The organism is Cryobacterium sp. CG_9.6 (assembly GCF_029893365.1).
Classification (GTDB): Bacteria; Actinomycetota; Actinomycetes; order Actinomycetales; family Microbacteriaceae; genus Cryobacterium.
Genome location: NZ_JARXUZ010000001.1, coordinates 3,054,414 through 3,071,614, shown reverse-complemented (window position 1 = coordinate 3,071,614; position 17,201 = coordinate 3,054,414). Strand labels below are relative to the sequence as shown.

The following is a 17,201-nucleotide window of genomic DNA, read 5'->3' as shown; positions in this document are numbered from 1 at the left end:
CGCGAGCTTGCGAGCAGTCGAGACCTCGTGCGGCTCACGTGGTCCCGAGTGCCAGCTCCTCGACCAGCGCTAGACGGTACGGGAACCGGCCGCGTGCTCGGCGGCCAGAAGCGCGAGTCCCAGTGCCGGCAGCAGACCGTTGCCCGCCAGATACCCACCGGCCCCGTGGCCCGATATGCCCATTGCTGCACCACCGGAGGCGTACAGGCCCGGAATTGCCTCGCCGCTCTCGGTCAGCACCTGAGCATCTCCGTTCACACGCAGACCGCCCTGGGTATGGAACAACGCGGGACGAACGGCGATCGCACCCAGACGCCCAGCGAGGGGCGCCTCCCACAACGTACGGCCGAAGTCGTCCTGCGTTTCGCCGCGGCCAAAGCTTCGAGTGCTCTCGAGCGTCTGCTGAAGCCCAGCAGCGTCAATGCCTGTGGTTGTCGCTAGCTCTTCGATGGACTCGGCCCAGCGCAGCCCGCCCGACGAAACGGTGTCACGAAAATCCTGGAAGGGTTCGCAGGCGTCATGAATGCGTAGATCCAGAATGATCCATGCCTGTCCGTCAGCGTGCAGGAGAGACTCGCGCGCATATTCGGAATAGCCCATCGTTTCGTCGCCAAATCGAAGACCGGCCTTATTCACCAGAAAGCCCCCGTGCATGACCGTTGCCCAGCCAGCGAGAGTGGCTGATGGCATCGCGAGTGCGGCATGGCCCTGATACGCATCGAGAAAGCCGGTTGCCGCACCCAGTGTGGTTCCGATGCGCAGGGCATCGCCCTGCGATTCTTCGCTGCCGTAATAGATGGCGTCCGCAATCTGTGGCAGGTGCTCCGCCACCAGCGCGCTGTTGCCACCAAAACCATTCGTGGCCATCAGGACTGCCCGTGTAGGGATCTCTTCGCGCCCGTCGGCCGTCTCCACCACGACGGCACTCACGGCACCGTCGGTGACGATGACGTCGACGAGGCGAGCCGGGAGGTACAGGTCGATGAGAGGTGACTCTTCCACCTGCGCGTGCATAGAGGTGAGCAGCGCTGTACCGATTCGACCAGGCACGGTGTGGCAGCGGAGACGTGAATGCCCAGGGTAGGGAAAATCAGTGACGAGAGACATGGGAAGCTTCAGATCGTCGGCCATCCACTCTACGAGCCGTGCGCTTACCCCCGCGAGTGCTCGCGCAAGTTGCGGGTCGGCTTCATCGTGCGTTTTTGCCATGATGTCGGCGAGAAACTGTTCTGGTGAGTCGACAATTCCGGCCTCGGTCTGCCACCGGCTTCCCGCTCCGGGAATCATGGCGGTCGACATTGCGGTGTTGTTTCCGCGTCGAAAGCGGCTGTTGGCTTCGACCACGAGCACGGACAATCCAAGCTGTGCCGCGCGCAGCGCCGCTACCAACCCTCCGCCAGCTCCCACGACAACGAGGTCCGGCCCATCAAATTCTTCCTGCGTCATGTTGTTCTCCTTGCGGTGTGGTGGGCTGAGTTAGACAGCGCTGAGTTTGTTGAAGATGAGGACAGCATCGGTGCTGTCTTCCAAATCAGAAAGTATGTGGTGAAGACTTTGGCTGTCTCCCGTACCGAGGAGCGCGGTGAGTTTGGCCTCAATCTCGGCCGCGCCCATGGGAAAGTAGTCCACGTCACCGATGGGGTTGGGACGTGATTCGGAGAGCACGGAGCCATCGTTGAGGGTGATATCCACACCCGACCAGCGTTCCAGAGGTAGCTGTCGATCGAATTCGGCCGAGGTCTCCACGGAAACTCGGGCGCTGAATGCTTGCGACGACTCAAATTCAGGCGACCCGGGCTCCATCGCCGCGGGGTCCAGGGTCGCATTGACGATGGCGGAGCTGACCACAAACGGGAGGGAGAACATGGCCGATAAACGGTTGTGCGGGTCTCGAGTGAAGAGCGGCTTCGCCAGAGAGTGTGTGCGCACTCTGACGCTGCTGATGTCGTCCACGCCGAAGGTGCCACGTGCTTTGAGACTCTGAACCGCATCCACGGCCGCGTGAGTGTAAGAGCAGGAGGAATGTTGCTTTACGTACCCTTCCGCAAGTAGCCAGTGGGTACCAAGCTCACGGGTCAGCGTGTCAGTGCGCAGTTCGCCAACGATGTTGCCGAGAGTGTCGAGAGCAGTTGCATTGTTGTCGGCTAGCCCGGCCAGTGCCAGTCGCGCCGCCTGGAGGCCCGCCATGTTCGCGCTGGCAACCCAGAGATTTCGCACAAAGTTGCCGCCCAATACCGTCGCCCAGGGGGTCACATTCATCAGAGCTGTGGAGGTGTCGATAGCCGCAGCAATCTGAGAACGCGATGCTCCCATGATCAGTGCTGCGGCGCACGCGGCACCCGTGACGCCCCAGTGACCATGGGTGTGCCACTCCGCTTTGCGGTCGAGGGCGCGTCCGAATCTGGCCGCAACCTCGTATCCCGCCGCTACGGCAGTGAGAAATTCCGCCCCGGTGATGGGACGAGAGGCCAGCTGCACGGCCGCCATGGCGCTGAAAACCACGTGCGCCGCAGGGTGTCCCTGGGCGTGCTTGTTGCCCTCATCCAGTTCAAGACAGCAGGCAGCGATGGCGTTGAGATAGGCAGCGGTCTCGGGGCTGGTGGTGCGGCGAGTGCCAATAATGGGTGCACTGCCGGTGCTTCTGGGCCACACCTCGGCGAGGGCCGTGAGCTCCGGCGTGCGGGCACCAGCCGCCGTCACTCCCAGGAGATCAACCAGCATAAGCGTCAGTCGTTCGCGCACCGCCAGGGGTAAATCTCGATACCGCAAGTCGGCAGCAAAGTCGGCAAGTTCGTTGACCGCTGCAATTTGAGCGGATGCGGCACTCATTCGCCGGCCGTCGACACGGCACCAACGGCCGCACCCAGCGCGATGAGTTGGAGGGCAGTCTTTGTTGGGTCCACCAGCACGGGCCGACCGCTCGGCCCCGCGGCTTCGACAGCCGAGCAACCGTTAATGACTACGTGTGCTGGCATTGTCTGAAGATGAGCGTTCACGGCCCGAGCCCAGATCTCATCGTTGGCGATGTCAGCAACGGAAAGGCCCAGAACGGATGTCGCACCGTGGGGTTGACCGAGGCCATAGCTCACAAATTTGCGGTCCAGTTCTTGGGCGATGGCCTCATTCCGTGCCACGGCGCCGACGGTCCCCCCGAGGCTGACCAGAAAGTGTGCGGTCAGTTTGAGCAGGCCCAAAACCGGACGGGATAGGCCGCTGTAGGGCAGATCGACGACCGGATCCAGGACGCAGTCGGGCAGGTAGGCATCGACTGCCGTGAGATTGGCTTCGGGATCATTCCCGGTGTCGATGGCTCGAAATCGCGCGAGGAGGGCTGCCTCGGACGCGATGATGTCCTCGTTCGTGTTAAGGGCGCGCGGTATCTCGGAGCCGTTACCCAGATTGAGAAGTTGAATCGACAGGCCAACCGGTGCCAGCCTGTTGTAGCGCTGTTGCCGTCTCAGTAACTCTCCCGCGTCGACACACAACGGGGTGATCGCGAGGAGTCTCATGAGCGCACCGCCGTTGGCTCTTCGATCGGTGGAGTGATGCCCAAAGCGCGGGGGTCATTGGGATGCTCAGCCAGCGCATGTACCTCAATGTCCATCCAGGGATACAGCGGCAGGGACGTGAGCGCGGCGTGGAGCTCTGTCGCGTCCGCAACCACATAGAGGCTCCAGTTGGCCCATCTGCCCGGAATGCGCCAGATGCGGCGGATCTTTCCTTCTCGGGCTAATTCCTGACCGCGAGCCAACTCGCGCTCAAAGATCTCTGCTCGGCGTGCTTCATCGGTTTCTGGTGGCCAGTTGATGTCAATCTTTACAAGAAATTCCATGATGTCCTTTGCGGCTACATGCCGAGGTAGGCCTTGCGTACTGCTGGGCTGTCGGCCAGTTCGAGTCCGGTTCCCTCTAAGGCAATGGCCCCACTCTCCATGACGTACGCGCGGTCGGAGATGGCGAGGGCTTGAGAGGCGTTTTGCTCGATGATGAGCACGGTTACTCCGGTCTCGCTGATGCGGGTAATGGCGTTAAACACCTGCGCCACCAGGTTGGGAGCCAGCCCAATCGACGGTTCGTCAAGCGTGAGGCACGTGGGCCGGGCCATGAGTGCACGCCCGATGGCGAGCATCTGCTGTTGGCCGCCCGACATAGTGTTGGCGAGCTGGGCGCGACGGTCTTTCAGAATGGGGAAGAGCTCGAAGACCTCGTCGAGGGATGCGCTGATCGTTGATTTCGGTTGGGTGTATGCCCCCGCGACAAGGTTTTCTATGACCGGGAGACCGCCGAAAAGTGCGCGATCTTGGGGCACGTGCACGAGACCCGCCCGAACGATCTGGTCAGGCCGCGACTTGGCGATGGACTTTCCCTCGAAGAGAATGTCTCCGCTCGTGGCGTTGATGATGCCGGCCAGTGCCCGCAGTGCAGTGGTCTTGCCCGCTCCGTTGGCTCCGATCACCGAGACAATTTCACCCTGATTGATGTGCAGGGTGAGGTCATGCAGAATTGCGAGTCTGCGGTATCCGGCGCAGACATTCTTCATTTGCAGCATCAGGCGTAGTCCTCTCCGAGATAAGCGTCAACAACTCGAGTGTCTTGAATGACCGACGCAGGGTCACCCAGCGCAAGCTGTTGGCCCTCATGCATCACGAGCAGGCGCTGAGAAAGTGCCATCACTGCTGCCATGATGTGCTCAACGAACATCACCGTCACGCCCTCGCGGTGAATGTCGCGCAGCAGCTCAATGATCGGTGCGCGCTCGGTGGGAACGAGTCCGGCTAACACTTCATCGAGAAGAATCATCTTGGGTTCCAAGGCGAGTGCTCGCGCGAGCTCGAGCCGCTTGAGTCCAGCGGTCGGGAGAGTCCCCGACATGGAGTTGATGTAGGGACCCAGGCCCACGCGCTCGATCACGGCCGCTGCGTGCGTGCGAGCGTTCACCACAGAACGATGCTTGCTGTGTGAGGCGATGGCAACATTCTCGAGCACGGTCATGCTTTCGAACGGTCGCATGAGCTGAAAGGTGCGCACCAGGCCAATGGATGCGACCCGGTCGGCCGCCCACCCCGTGATGTCACGACCGTCGAACGTCACCTGGCCCGACGTGGGCGGAATCTGCCCGGCCAACACAGAGAACAGTGTGGTTTTGCCAGCACCATTCGGGCCGATGATTCCCAGAAATTCGTCTTCGGGAATCTCAATGGAGATGTCCTTGAGGGCTTTGAGCCCGCCAAAAGACTTGGACAGCCCCTCGATTGTGAGCAGACTCATTTGCGCCACCTATCCCGGATAGTTCCGAATATGCCCTTGGGCATGAAGACCACGATTGCGATCAGAAGAACGGCATAGACCGCCACATCGAGTCCACTTCGCCCCTGCAAGAACTCCAGGAAGGGTGGGGGATTACGCAACAGCCCCGCGATCACTTCGGATAGGGGCCCCATCACAGCCGCACCCACGAGTGGACCCCAAATGGTTCCCATGCCTCCGATCACCGCAGGAATCAGCGCATCAATGGAAACATGCAGGCCAAAGGCCTGTTCGGGACCGACGAAGAGGTAGTACTGGGTGTAATAAGCACCGGCAATTGCGGTGATTGCACAGCTCAATGCCACTGTGATGAGCCGATACCGCATGACGTTGATTCCTAGCGACTCAGCTGCAATCGCATCGTCGCGGATGGCCTGCGTGAACTGACCAGCTCGGGAATTGACGTAATAGATGGAGACGGCCACGACGATGGCCAGAAGTCCTAAGGGAATCCAGTAGTAGTAATAGCTGTTCTGATCGAACTGCATCATTACCCAGGATTCCTGCGGAAGCAGAGGGATGTTGATGCCTTCGGTCTTGTTGAGAAATTCTGCGCCCTGGGCAATGAGCAGAAACATTTGCGCGAAGGCGAAAGTTGCGAGTGCAAAGTATGACCCTGCGAGCTTGTATCGCAGGCACATGTAGGCAATGAGTACCCCGACGCCAGCCGAGAGAATGGCTCCAACGATCATGGAGATCCACGGGGAGATGCCATATTCCGTCAGGAGAAAAGCTACGGTGTAGGCGCCAACGCCGAAGAATGCCGCATGGCCGAAGCTGAACATGCCGCCGTAACCGCTCATCAGGTTCCAGCCCACAGCCATGATGGCGAAGATGAGCGTGCGCACGGCCACGGGTTGGGCTGATTCGGGGAGCACGAAGGGCAGAAAGAAGAAGACGGCAAGTCCAATGGTCAGGTACATGTACTGGCGGCGTGCGCCACTCTGCGAGGTGCGGGGCGCTCGGGGCGCGACTGCACGCCGTGAAGTATCGACTTTCGTCATTTTTTTGCTCCGAGGAGTCCTTGAGGGCGTAAGAAGAGAATGAGAACGAACACAACGAAGACGAGCAATAGAGAGCCGCTGCCCGGGAGGTACAGCGACCCGACCGTTTGCAGGAGACCGATGAAGAGGCCACCGATCACGGCTCCGGGGATACTGCCGAGCCCGCCGAGAACCACGATGACGAATGCCAGAGTGGTGTACTGATCACCCACAGAGGGGATGAGGCTGGTGAAGGGGGTGAGCAAGCCACCCGCAACTGCCACCGCAGCCGAGCCCAGCCCAAAGGTCAGAGCGTAGATTCGACGCACGTTGATTCCCACGAGTGACGCACCCTCGTTGTTTTCAGACACCGCCCGAATGGCCAAGCCCAGGGGTGACTTTTTCAGAATGAGTGCCAGGGCGGCAGCCACGATGACGGCACCACCGAAAGCGATCATGCGGGGATAGTCGGCGATGGCTCCGAGAATGCGAAGCGAACCTTCAATCGGTGCGTCGACGGAGAGAGGGCGTCCGCCAAAAATCATCAGCAGCGTGTTGATGATGAGCAAGGAAAGCCCGAGTGTCACCAGCAGCGGACGCTCGTGGCCGCTGTCGCCGGACAACCGGTTCATGAGTGTGGATTGAAATAGCCAGCCGAAGCCGAACATGATCGGTACCGTCACAATGACGGCGAGATAGGTGTTCATGCCGAACGTCGACACCATGAAGTAGACGATGAACATTGACATGGAGAGCATTGCTCCCTGGGCAAAATTTACGATTCCCAGCACGCCGAAGATCAACGTCAAGCCCAATGACGCGAGCGCATAGACTCCGCCGAGGAGCAGCCCGGTGACAATCGCCTGAGTAACCAGCGAATCGGCACGGTCGCCTACGAGGTAGATCAGCGCGAGGGCCGCGATCGCGAGGGCGGTGACGCCCAGGCTCACCTTCCACGCCGGGGACAGAACAAATGCCCGCCGGGTTGGCTCCTCTGTTTCAGTGTCGTGTATGAGTACGTTGGACGTGCTGGGAGTCATGATCGTCTACTGTCCGGTCGGAAAGACGAGATCTGCTGTAGCGAAGTCGATGGGATACACCTGCTGGATCACACCATCTTGAACCTGCATCACGATCACCGACGCGTTCTTGTTCTGGCCACGTTCATCGAATTCGATCGGACCTTTGAAGGCGAGAAGGGGGTCTTCCAGACTCAGGCCAGAAATGGCGTCTCGGAGTTCGACGGGGTCAGCAGAAGCACCCTCTTCGAGGCCGGCCGCAATGACCTCAACGGCCTGGTACGACAGCATTGCTGAGGTTTCCATTGCCTTGCCGTACTTCGCCTCGAAGCGAGTGCGGATGTCGGCGGCACGGTCGCTTGTGGCACTGTAGTGGTAGTTCGCACTCAGGATTCCGCTCGCGGCCTCGCCGGCGCTGGTCGGGAAGGAACTGTCGTCGAAGGCGCCACTCGCGATGCCGTATACGGCCTTGATGTCGGGGCTCATGGCCTTCACGGCCTGTGCTACAAGCAGGTTGTCGGGAAAGTATCCGGTGACGACAATCACGTCGGGGTTGACAGTGAGTGCATCGGCAACCTGTGTCGTGGCATCAGAGAAGTTGGTACCTGAGTAGGTGACTTCCTTAGCGACGGTGATACCGAGGCCCTCGGCCTCAGCTTTGAACGCCTCGAAGACGCTGCCGCCGAAAGCACCCTCAATGTGGATGTACGACACTGTGTTGATCGTGAGGTCGCTCGCGGCAGCCATCGCAACGAGTTCGTTTGCTCCCGACTGGCCCATGCTGCTGGCGTCAGGCTGAATTCTGAAGCTGTATTGGTAGCCCTGGCTGAGAATCTTGTCGTCAACGGCCACGTCAATCACCAGCGGCACCTTGGCGCGCTCCGCAACGGATGCCACATTCTGCGTGACGTCAGACTGGTACGTACCTACAAGGGCGACTGCGCCAGCACTGATGAGGCGCTGAGCTTCGCTCTGGCCGGTTTCGGCGCTGCCCTGGCTGTCACCGTCGATGAGCTCAAGGAGAGCACCATCCAGTGACTCGATCCCGCCGGCGGCGTTGATGTCTTCAATTGCGAGTTTGGCTCCGTCGTTCATGAGACCGCCGACACCCGCCAGCCCTCCGCTCAGCGGGTGAACGGATCCAATCATGATGGTGTCTGCGGCGGAGGCCGTGTCACCGCCGCCTGTTGAACAGGCGGTCACTCCGAACATGGCGACTACGATCGCCGCTGCGCTCAAGATTCTCTTGGTCATGTTGCTTCCTGCGACCTTTCAGTTTCAGATGCTCTCGCGCGGCGGTGCGCTGAGAGGAATGAAGAACGTGAAGCCGTTCCGCAAAGCGGAACGTTAATTGCGGCGAGAAGGCCGCGTTTGCCTAGTGTTACACGAGAGCAGCCAAGATAGCTATCGATTTACAGGAACGTAACACGATTGGCCATTCCGCTCAGCGGACTAATTCGTTAAGCTGGTCCCAACGAGAGGATTGTCGATGCAACGGCAAAACATCACAAATGTTCGTCCGAGCGCCGGAGGCACGGAGGCTGGTGACAGAGTCGCGGACGTGCTTTTGCTCTTCAGCCGAGTCGATGGCGCAATCGGTGTTTCCGAGATTGCGCGCACACTCGACCTCAGCAAAGCCGTGGTGCACCGTATTTTGCAATCGCTCAGTTCTCGCGGGCTGCTACAGACGTTGCCGCAGTCCTCAAACTACGTGTTGGGGCCGAGTGCGATTCGGCTCGGAAACAATGCATGGAACCAGCTCGACTTTCGCACGATCGCCTCCCCAGTTCTTCGAGCACTCCGGGATAAGACCATGGAGACCACGACACTGTCTGTTCTCTCGAATGATTCGAGAATCTACCTCGACCAGTACGAGAGCCCGCGCGAAATAAAGATGGTCGTTGAAATCGGGGTGCGTCATCCGCTTCATTCGGGTGCGTCAAGCCGGGCGATTTTGGCTTTCTTAGCACCGGCACGTGTGGACGAGGCCGTTGAGCAGCTGAGGGTGCTCCATGCAGACTTTGACGAGGTTGATTACCGACGCAAGCTCACCAAAGTTCGAGTGGATGGCTATGCTTCGTCGCTCAACGAGCGAAACATCGGCGCTGCGTCCATTGCCGCCGCCTTCTTTGACAAAGCCGGGAACGTCATGGGCTCGATCAGCTCCTGCGGGCCGATCTTTCGCTATGACGCTGCCGACGTTGAAGGGCACGCTGAGAAGGTCACCGCAGCGGCACGTCAAATTACCGCGCTGCTGAGTCGCTGAGGTGTTTGCGCTCGCCACGGCCGTCGTTCGGCCGCTATTCCTGCCACGATCTTTTCTCTATGTGCCAGCAGACCAGCCAGCGCTGTTCGACAAAGGTGCGAACGGCCCCGCAGACGCTCTTATTCTTGACCTCGAGGACGCGGTTCCGACCGACCGAAAATCGGTTGCACGGCAGAACCTCCGCACCTGGTTCGCAGGTCGACCCGCAGCCGTAGCGGCAACCGAACGCCCACGACAGCAACACTGGGTGCGTGTGAGCGCAGAAGACGTCGTCGCCGACCTCACAGCCGTCGTTGGAGCGGGTCTCGCCGGGGTTTTCTTGGCCAAATGTACCGTCCCACTTCTCGAACAGGCTGTCGAAACGATTACCGCGTTGGAACTTGAGCATGGGCTTGCACCCGGAACCGCGGGCGTTATTGGGCTCGTTGAGAGCGCCGCAGCACTGCTCCAGCTTGACGTTATGGCGAGCAACCCACGACTGGTTACGTTTGCCATCGGTGAGGTTGACCTCATGGCCGATCTGCGAATGACCCGCAGCGCGCAGTCCGAGGTGGCTTTGGACTCGCTTCGAGTGCGGTTCGTTGTGAGTGCGGCGGCGGCGGGGTTGTTGCCGCCGGTCGCCCCCACATCGACTGCGGTGCATGCCCTTGAGGCATTTGCCGACAGCAGCCAAAAAATGTTCGACCTCGGGTTTCGTTCCCGCACGGCAGTGCATCCCAAACAGGTGCCCGTCATCCACGGTGTATTCACTCCGGGTGCGGCCGACATTGAGGCTGCACGAGCTGTGGTCGCATGCATGGAGCAGGCACAGGGCGGCGTTGCACTGGATGCTGATGGCCGCATGATCGACGCCGCTGTTGTTCGGGGCGCCCACGAGGTTCTCCTGCGCAGCACGTTGGAGTTCTAGCCTGGGCGACAAACTAATTTGACGACATGTCAAGGAGGCAGCGGCGGGCGCCGCTGCCTCCTTTCTTTGTGACCTAGTTGGTTGGCTAGTTGCCGGAGCGCTTCACGAACTGCCCACGCGGTTCGCCGAGGATGGCTCCGTCGCGGTAAACGGCCCCGCCACGGAGGTAGGTATCGGTGACGGTGGCGGTGAGCTCATACCCTTCGAACGGGGTGTATTCCTGGGCTGAGAGCGAGTCATCGGCGCGTACGGTCTGGCCGACCGTGTCGTCGATGAGACAGAAGTCGGCGTCGTACCCAACGGCAATGTTGCCCTTGCCCGCCAAGCCGAAGCGTGCGGCGGGGTTCTGAGACACCAGCTGCGCAATCTTGTTGTATGACAGGCCGCGCTTGCGTCCTTCGGAGATGAGTCCGGGCAGCAGGTACTCGGCCCCGCCGAACCCCGACTTGGCCAGAAAGACGTCGTCCTTCGGATCGCCGAACTTGGCCTCGTCTTTGCAGCAGGCGTGGTCCGAGCTCACCCAGGAGAAGTCCCCGGCCAAGAGGTGTGTCCACATTGCCTCGACGTCTTCGCGAGGGCGCAGCGGCGGGTTGACTTTGCCGCCAATCCCGGTGGTTTCGCAGTCGGCGAGCAGGTGCCCGACGGTGACTTCGCGGCGAAAATTGATGTGCGGAAAAGTCGTCTGCATGAGCATGGCCGCTTCGATGGCTTTGCGTGAGCTGAGGTGCAGGAGATTGATATTCGGCATCTCAGTCTCGTAGGCCAGATAAGACGCGATTGTGATTGCGAGGCCCTCCGAGTGCGGTGGACGGGAGGCGCTGTAGGCCTCGAGCCCGGTGAGCACGCCCTCCTCTTCCACGAGCTTGGTATACGCGCGCATGATCTCGGCGGTCTCACAGTGCAGTGACAGCGAGATCTGATCCTTGATTGCCGCGTACTTCGGGTTACGGCGGGCCTTCTCAATGCCGCGCATGATGAACTCGAAATGGGCGTAGTCGTAGGATTCGTCCTCGGGAATCATGAGGAACTTTCCCTGATCACTCGACCGGCCATGGAGACCGTGAATCCCATAAAACATGAAGATCTTGAACGAGGGCACGCCCATGTCGATCAGATCAGGGATTTCGTCGATGTGCTCCTTGAGAATCGGGGCGACGTGAAAGGCGTAGTCGATGAAGGCCCGGCCTTCGGCCGCCTGCAGGATCTCGGGGAAAATGGTCTTATACGGGCCGGACTTGTTGAGGTAGTACGCACCGGTGCGTACATATGTAATTCCGCTGGTCACCCCACCCTGGGCGCTCGCGCGGCTCTCAATATTGGTGTCCTCGGACAGCTCGTTGTAGATGCCCCAGTGCTGGTGGGCATCCACGACGCCCGGGAAGAGATGCCGCCCCTGGCCGTCAACCACGTCAGCAGCGGTGCTGGGGTCAATGTCGGCCGCGATGGACGCAAACTTGCCGTCCTTGATGGCGACATCCAGAGATTCCACGTGATCTTGGTCTGGCCGGACCACGTGGACATTCTTGATCAACAGGTCATAAGTGAACATGTCGTGCCTTTCTAAACGGTGGCGGAGGTGAAGTGAGTTGAAGGAATCGACGCGGTAGGTGCATCCGCGTCGATTGTGGAGAGGTGCACGAAGATGTCGTTGACGTTCTCACTCTGGTCGAGGTCGCGACAACCCGCCTCAAGGTGATCCATGGCGTCACTGCTCAGCGTTCGCTGAGCGTTGTCACGGAACTTGCGGCTGAGCTCGTCGAAACTGAGGGGACGATCGGGGCCCCCGCGGGTGGTGAGCACCTTTTCCACAATGGTGCGGCCATCCACAAGATGGGCGGTCAACACTGCCGGAAATTGCATCGGGAAGATCGCGGTGCATTCGGCGTCAGGTACCACGTTGACCTTAGCCATAATCTGTCGCCGAACCGGGTCCTGCGCGAGCTCGTCGGTATAGTCATCGAGGCCGACTTCAAGTCCGCCGCCGCCGAGGAGACCAGCTGCCACGGCATACGGTCCAGAGAACTGAGCCATGTACCCCGTCTCTGGCCGGCGCTTCACCTCGATTGGCTCCCCAATGGTTCGCAGATTAGGAGCAGGCACGCCCAATACGAGGGACTCGATCAGCTCGGGGGTGATCCCCGCGCGTCGGAGTGCCGCAGCGGCGTCGACCGCTGCGTGAGTGAAGTGATTCGCCGGGTAGGGCTTGAAGAAGATGTCTTGGATGGACCACGTCTTGCCGAGGCCGTCGGTGATCTCGCTGGCCTTAAATTTGCCGTGCAGCCACGCCTGATAAAAGCCGAATCGGCCTTCCAGCACCGTGGGTGGCCCGGTCAGCCCGAAGCGCACCAAGTTGACGGCGCTGATTGCCGAGTGCGCAGCCCAGCCACAGTGGATGCGCTTGACGGTTCCGCCGGTTCGGTTTGATTCGATAATTCCCGAGGCCATTGATGCTGCGACACCGAGTGAGTTTCGTATGAGCGTGGCATCACCATAGAGCGCGGCGACAGCGGTAGCGGCCCCCATCGTTCCGCAAATTGAGGTTGCATGCTGCCCGTGTTCGAAGAACACCGAGTTGCCGCTCTCCTTGTCAAAACCAGCCATGCCGAGACGCACCGTGGTCTCGAGTCCAATCGCAATGGCGCGAATGACCTCAGTACCGTTGGCGCCCTTGGCCTGCGCGGCAGCGAGAACCGCCGGAATGACGCTGGCGCTCGGATGCAACACCGATGGAAGGTGTGTGTCGTCATAGTCGAGCGAATGCGCAAGTACGCCGTTGACAAAGGCTGCAAGTGACGCAGGCAGAGCCTGCGCCACCCCAACGGCATTGGCCTGTGCGCTGCCCCCCTGCTCCATGGCCCAGGCGCGCGCGCCGCGACTCGTCTCCAGCGGAGCTGCTGCAGCGCAGATGCCGAGGATATCCAGCACCCGGGCTTTGATGCTCTCGACCACAGCGACAGGGATGTCGTCGTAGTGCAGATTGGCTGCAAAGTCGGCCAGTTGTTGGGCGAGTGTCGTCTCGGTGCTCATGCGGAGACCAACGCCAGCGGTCGCACGGGAGACCCCGTTGCCCCGAAGATATTCAAGGGCACCAAGACGAAGATAAATTCGTACAGACGCCGGCTTGCTAGCTCCTCAAGGTCGAGCGCTTCAATAATGTAGATCCCGTTTTCTACGAGGAACACGCGATGAGCCGGCAGATGGGCGTGCCCGCCGCCCGGTGCCAGCCGTTCGAACGCAATGGTGTCGGCACCGGCCGCGTGAATGTGCTGCGCTGCCAGCCAGGTCGCGGCACCTTCGCCGATTCCAGGCACTCCCGAGGGGCCACCCACGTAGGCGGCTCCTTCGGCGAACTTCTTGCCCCAGCCGGAGCGGATCAGCACAACGTCGCCCGGGCCCACCGGTGTGTGCTGCGTGTTGATCGTTCCCGCAATGTCCTCGGCCGTAATTTCATAGCCGCCTTCGAGGTCAGCAACCCCGAGGTAGGTGGGAACGTCGAGCAGGACCCCCCGACACACCATCGGCTTGATGGTGTGCACGCCGTGTTCCACATACTTACCCCCGAGACACGCGCTTCCGGCATCTGCTCCACCGAACAGTTTGCCGTCTTGGCTCACGTGCGCCAGGGCATCAATGTGCGTGCCGACATGGGTACCGGTGGAAATCATGTCGTTGGCGGCGCTCCCACCATCGGCACGCATGCTGTCTCCGTGCCTACGGGGGAGGGTGTGCCAAAACTGCGGGTGGTTCGGGGATTGTGGCATGCCCACTTTCAGCTGCCTGCCCAAATCAACCATGTGCAGCCCTTGGGCTACGGCTTCGATCAGTGCGTCCGTCATCTAACTGTTCCACTTTCTCGTAGCGTGGTTATTTCTCCAGCGTCATAACCAATTTCGGCCAGAATGCTGTCGCTGTCTTCGCCCAGACCTCGTCCGGTGAAGCGGATGCTTCCTGGTGTTTCGCTCATGCGCCACATCACGTTGTGTTGAAGTACGGTGCCGAAATCTTTGTCGGGGACATCCACGAGCATGTTGGTTTCACGAATGTGGGGATCCTCGACGATGTCTTGCGCGTCATAGACGGCGGCGACGGCAGCACCCGCGACAGAGAAGATCTCCATGACGTCGGCGCGGGTGTGATCACTGATCCAGGAGCCAACGTAGGCATCGAGTTCTTCGACGTGCTGCACGCGGGTGCTTCCAGCGGCGAACCACGGTTCCTCGATCACCTCGGGGTGACCCACGATGTGCATGACGCGCTCGGCAATGGTTTGAGCGCTTGTGGACACCGCCACCCATTTGTTGTCTTGCGTGAGATAGGTGTTTCGAGGAGCATTATTTGTGGAACGGTTACCATTTCGCTGGCCAATGATCCCGAGCTGGTCATAGTTGCTGGGGCCGGGCCCCACTGCGGTCATGATGGGCTCGAGGATGCTCAGATCGACGACTTGTCCCGTACCGGTTTGGTCGCGGTGACGCAACGCCATCAGTGCCGCCGATGAAGCGGCGATTCCGCAAATACTGTCGGCCAAGCCGAAGGCGGGAAGCGTGGGTGGGCCGTCGGCCTGGCCCGTGAGGTGAGCGAACCCGCTCATTGCTTCTGCGAGGGTTCCGAACCCGGCACGGGAGGAGTACGGGCCGGTCTGGCCGAAGCCGGTCAAGCGCACCAATACAAGACCGGGGTTGATGGCGAGAAGCTCCTCGGGACCGAGGCCCCACTTCTCGAGGGTTCCCGGGCGAAAGTTCTCGACCACGATGTCGGCCGTGGCGACGAGCTTCTTGAAGACGGCGGCCCCGTACTCGGTGCTTAGGATGAGCGCGAGGGCACGCTTGTTTCGGGAAACTTCTTTCCACCAAATCGGCACGCCGTTCTTGCTTTCGCCGTGCCCGCGCATGCTGTCGCCGCGGACGGGGTGCTCGATCTTGATCACATCAGCGCCAAAATCACCCAGAATTTGGCAGCACAACGGGCCAGCCAAAATTGTGGAGACATCCAAGACGCGGATGCCCGCCAGGGGTGAGGGGGAATTCGACATTTTTCTCGTTCCGCTGAGTGAAACACTGAATTCACCTAGCGTAGCGACAATACGCAACAATCGATAGCCCCATGGCCAATAAAGCACAGTAAGCAATAGGATCGTGGACCAGACGGCCCGAGACTTTCATTCTCCGTGTGAATTCTGCAATGCAAAGTGTTCCTTTGGGCGGAACGTTGGTGCACTTGTCGGCGGCCTGTAAAACCAGTGCGGGGTCCCGCTGGTCCAGATCTCGTGCGGCTCACGGGGTCTAGAGACGCGCGCCCCTCTCGCTGGTTGAGCGCGAGCTTGCGAGCAGTCGAGACCCCGTGAGCCGATCTCGAGACTAGGTTGCGAGGTCTCTGTAATGGTTGTAGCTGGTCTGGTTATCAGCTGGCAGGCTGGTCTTGATTCGTGTGGGTTGCGTGACTCTTTTGGTCTCTGACTCTCTTCACGGAGGTGTCTTCGTCTCGACATGTCCGCTCCACGCATCGAATCAGGCCGGCCTGTGACCCTCAGAGTGACTTGATTAGAAGCCTGTCCGTACCCCCAACAGGGTCGTGACTCATTACAGAGATGTTCTCCGAGGAACCCCAGACCGGCACGACATAACACCCATCGAAGGAGTTATCGTGACCATGGTCTCACAGCAGTTCAGTTATGTCATCGGGGTGGATACCCATGCCAAGACACACACGCTGGTCGCCCTCGACCATCTGGGCGGGAAACACGGCACCGCGCAAACATTCCCGACAACTCCGCCCGGACTCAAACGGGCTCAGGCGTGGATCGAACGCGAAACAACAGGGCCGGTTTTGGTGGCCATGGAGGGCACCGGGTCCTACGGAGCCCAGTTCTGCGACCTCCTGACGGCCGCCGGCGTGCGCGTCACCGAAACCAGGCCGCCCAAGCGCGGCGTTCGCCGGGCCGGCAAAACCGACCCCATCGACGCAGAGCACGCCGCCCGCTACGCCCTCGCCCTGCCAATGGAGCACCTCATCACGCCCCGCAACCACGCTGGGCACCACGCAGCCTTGACGGTGCTACTGACCGCGCGCGCCGCCCTCAAGAAGGCCCACAGCGCCTCCAACAACCGCCTCACAGCGCTGCTGCGCGGGTACGGCTTCGGCCTGGACGTTCGCCTGGCCCTCACAGCCGAGCAAATCAAAGTCGTCGCAGCCTGGCGCGCCCATCGAAACGATGACGTCGGCATGGTCACCATCCGCGCCGAGGCTGCCCGCGAAGCGCGAGAGATCCTCAGCCGTCAAGCCGAGCTCACGGCGAACGAGAAGGGCCTCCTCAAGCACGTGAAAGCCCTCGCCCCCTACCTGCTGCTTGAGCACGGCGTCGGCGCGATCGTCGCCGCGCAGCTGATCGTGTCGTGGTCGCACCAGGGACGCATCCGCTCCGAGGCCGCGTTTGCCCGCTTCGCGGGCATCGCGCCCATCCCCGCGTCATCGGGCAACACCATCCGCTACCGTCTGCACCGCGGTGGCGACCGGGCGCTCAACACCGCCATCTGGGTCACCACGTTCTACCGCTACCACCACGACCCGGCGACCGCCGCCTACGTCGAGAAACGGACGAAGGAAGGCAAGACACCCAAAGAGATCCAACGCGTCCTGAAACGCTACATCGCCCGGCACCTGTTCCGCGTCCTCGATAACCACACCACCTAAAACGACACCACCGCCCAGCGGACAGGCCAT

Annotated in this window: 16 protein-coding genes; 3 read left to right on the top strand and 13 right to left on the bottom strand. The window is 60.7% G+C overall.

Annotated features, from left to right (window positions below):
- Positions 1-69 precede the first annotated feature (69 nt).
- From H4V99_RS14210 to H4V99_RS14170, 9 genes are read right to left on the bottom strand one after another with little or no spacing between them, the layout of a single operon-like run.
- A complete protein-coding gene (locus H4V99_RS14210) occupies positions 70-1,446 on the bottom strand; it encodes an FAD-binding protein (protein WP_280679355.1) in 1,377 nt (458 codons plus the stop codon).
- 30 nt (positions 1,447-1,476) lie between these two features.
- Positions 1,477-2,829, bottom strand: a complete 1,353-nt coding sequence (locus H4V99_RS14205) for an MmgE/PrpD family protein (RefSeq protein WP_280679353.1) — start codon at positions 2,827-2,829, stop codon at positions 1,477-1,479.
- On the bottom strand, positions 2,826-3,509 hold the full coding sequence (locus H4V99_RS14200) for a hypothetical protein (RefSeq protein WP_280679352.1): 684 nt from the start codon (positions 3,507-3,509) through the stop codon (positions 2,826-2,828). The genes H4V99_RS14205 and H4V99_RS14200 overlap by 4 nt, the downstream gene beginning before the upstream one ends.
- Positions 3,506-3,832, bottom strand: coding sequence for a muconolactone Delta-isomerase family protein (locus H4V99_RS14195; protein WP_280679351.1), 327 nt, complete (start codon positions 3,830-3,832; stop codon positions 3,506-3,508). Before H4V99_RS14195 ends, H4V99_RS14200 begins: the two co-directional genes overlap by 4 nt.
- Before the next feature lie 14 nt (positions 3,833-3,846).
- Complete coding sequence (locus tag H4V99_RS14190; protein ID WP_280679350.1) at positions 3,847-4,548, bottom strand: ABC transporter ATP-binding protein; 702 nt, start codon at positions 4,546-4,548, stop codon at positions 3,847-3,849.
- On the bottom strand, positions 4,548-5,267 hold the full coding sequence (locus tag H4V99_RS14185; RefSeq protein ID WP_280679349.1) for an ABC transporter ATP-binding protein: 720 nt from the start codon (positions 5,265-5,267) through the stop codon (positions 4,548-4,550). The genes H4V99_RS14190 and H4V99_RS14185 overlap by 1 nt, the downstream gene beginning before the upstream one ends.
- Positions 5,264-6,310: a branched-chain amino acid ABC transporter permease gene (locus H4V99_RS14180; protein ID WP_280679348.1), complete on the bottom strand. Its 1,047-nt coding sequence runs from the start codon at positions 6,308-6,310 to the stop codon at positions 5,264-5,266. Before H4V99_RS14180 ends, H4V99_RS14185 begins: the two co-directional genes overlap by 4 nt.
- Complete coding sequence (locus tag H4V99_RS14175; protein ID WP_280679346.1) at positions 6,307-7,329, bottom strand: branched-chain amino acid ABC transporter permease; 1,023 nt, start codon at positions 7,327-7,329, stop codon at positions 6,307-6,309. The genes H4V99_RS14180 and H4V99_RS14175 overlap by 4 nt, the downstream gene beginning before the upstream one ends.
- Before the next feature lie 6 nt (positions 7,330-7,335).
- On the bottom strand, positions 7,336-8,562 hold the full coding sequence (locus tag H4V99_RS14170) for an ABC transporter substrate-binding protein (protein ID WP_280679344.1): 1,227 nt from the start codon (positions 8,560-8,562) through the stop codon (positions 7,336-7,338).
- A 235-nt stretch (positions 8,563-8,797) separates the two neighbouring features.
- Between H4V99_RS14170 and H4V99_RS14165 the strand changes: the two genes are divergently transcribed.
- Both H4V99_RS14165 and H4V99_RS14160 read left to right on the top strand, forming a co-directional pair.
- Positions 8,798-9,574 carry an IclR family transcriptional regulator gene (locus tag H4V99_RS14165; protein WP_280679342.1) on the top strand — a complete coding sequence of 259 codons (777 nt, stop codon included), beginning with the start codon at positions 8,798-8,800 and terminating at the stop codon, positions 9,572-9,574.
- 1 nt (position 9,575) lies between these two features.
- The gene (locus tag H4V99_RS14160) at positions 9,576-10,481 is read left to right on the top strand and encodes a CoA ester lyase (protein WP_280679340.1); all 906 of its coding nucleotides are present in this window, start codon (positions 9,576-9,578) and stop codon (positions 10,479-10,481) included.
- Between the two features lie 85 nt (positions 10,482-10,566).
- Here H4V99_RS14160 and H4V99_RS14155 read toward each other — a convergent pair whose 3' ends face one another.
- Genes H4V99_RS14155 through H4V99_RS14140 form a run of 4 tightly spaced genes read right to left on the bottom strand, consistent with a single transcriptional unit; the run spans position 10,567 to position 15,513 of the window.
- Positions 10,567-12,030, bottom strand: a complete 1,464-nt coding sequence (locus tag H4V99_RS14155) for a dihydroorotase family protein (protein ID WP_280679338.1) — start codon at positions 12,028-12,030, stop codon at positions 10,567-10,569.
- Between the two features lie 11 nt (positions 12,031-12,041).
- Complete coding sequence (locus tag H4V99_RS14150; RefSeq protein WP_280679336.1) at positions 12,042-13,508, bottom strand: MmgE/PrpD family protein; 1,467 nt, start codon at positions 13,506-13,508, stop codon at positions 12,042-12,044.
- Positions 13,505-14,317: a cyclase family protein gene (locus tag H4V99_RS14145; RefSeq protein WP_280679334.1), complete on the bottom strand. Its 813-nt coding sequence runs from the start codon at positions 14,315-14,317 to the stop codon at positions 13,505-13,507. Before H4V99_RS14145 ends, H4V99_RS14150 begins: the two co-directional genes overlap by 4 nt.
- Positions 14,314-15,513, bottom strand: coding sequence for a CoA transferase (locus H4V99_RS14140; protein WP_280679332.1), 1,200 nt, complete (start codon positions 15,511-15,513; stop codon positions 14,314-14,316). The genes H4V99_RS14145 and H4V99_RS14140 overlap by 4 nt, the downstream gene beginning before the upstream one ends.
- A 617-nt stretch (positions 15,514-16,130) precedes the next feature.
- Between H4V99_RS14140 and H4V99_RS14135 the strand changes: the two genes are divergently transcribed.
- Positions 16,131-17,171 carry an IS110 family transposase gene (locus tag H4V99_RS14135; protein WP_280680143.1) on the top strand — a complete coding sequence of 347 codons (1,041 nt, stop codon included), beginning with the start codon at positions 16,131-16,133 and terminating at the stop codon, positions 17,169-17,171.
- The last annotated feature ends 30 nt before the right edge of the window (positions 17,172-17,201 follow it).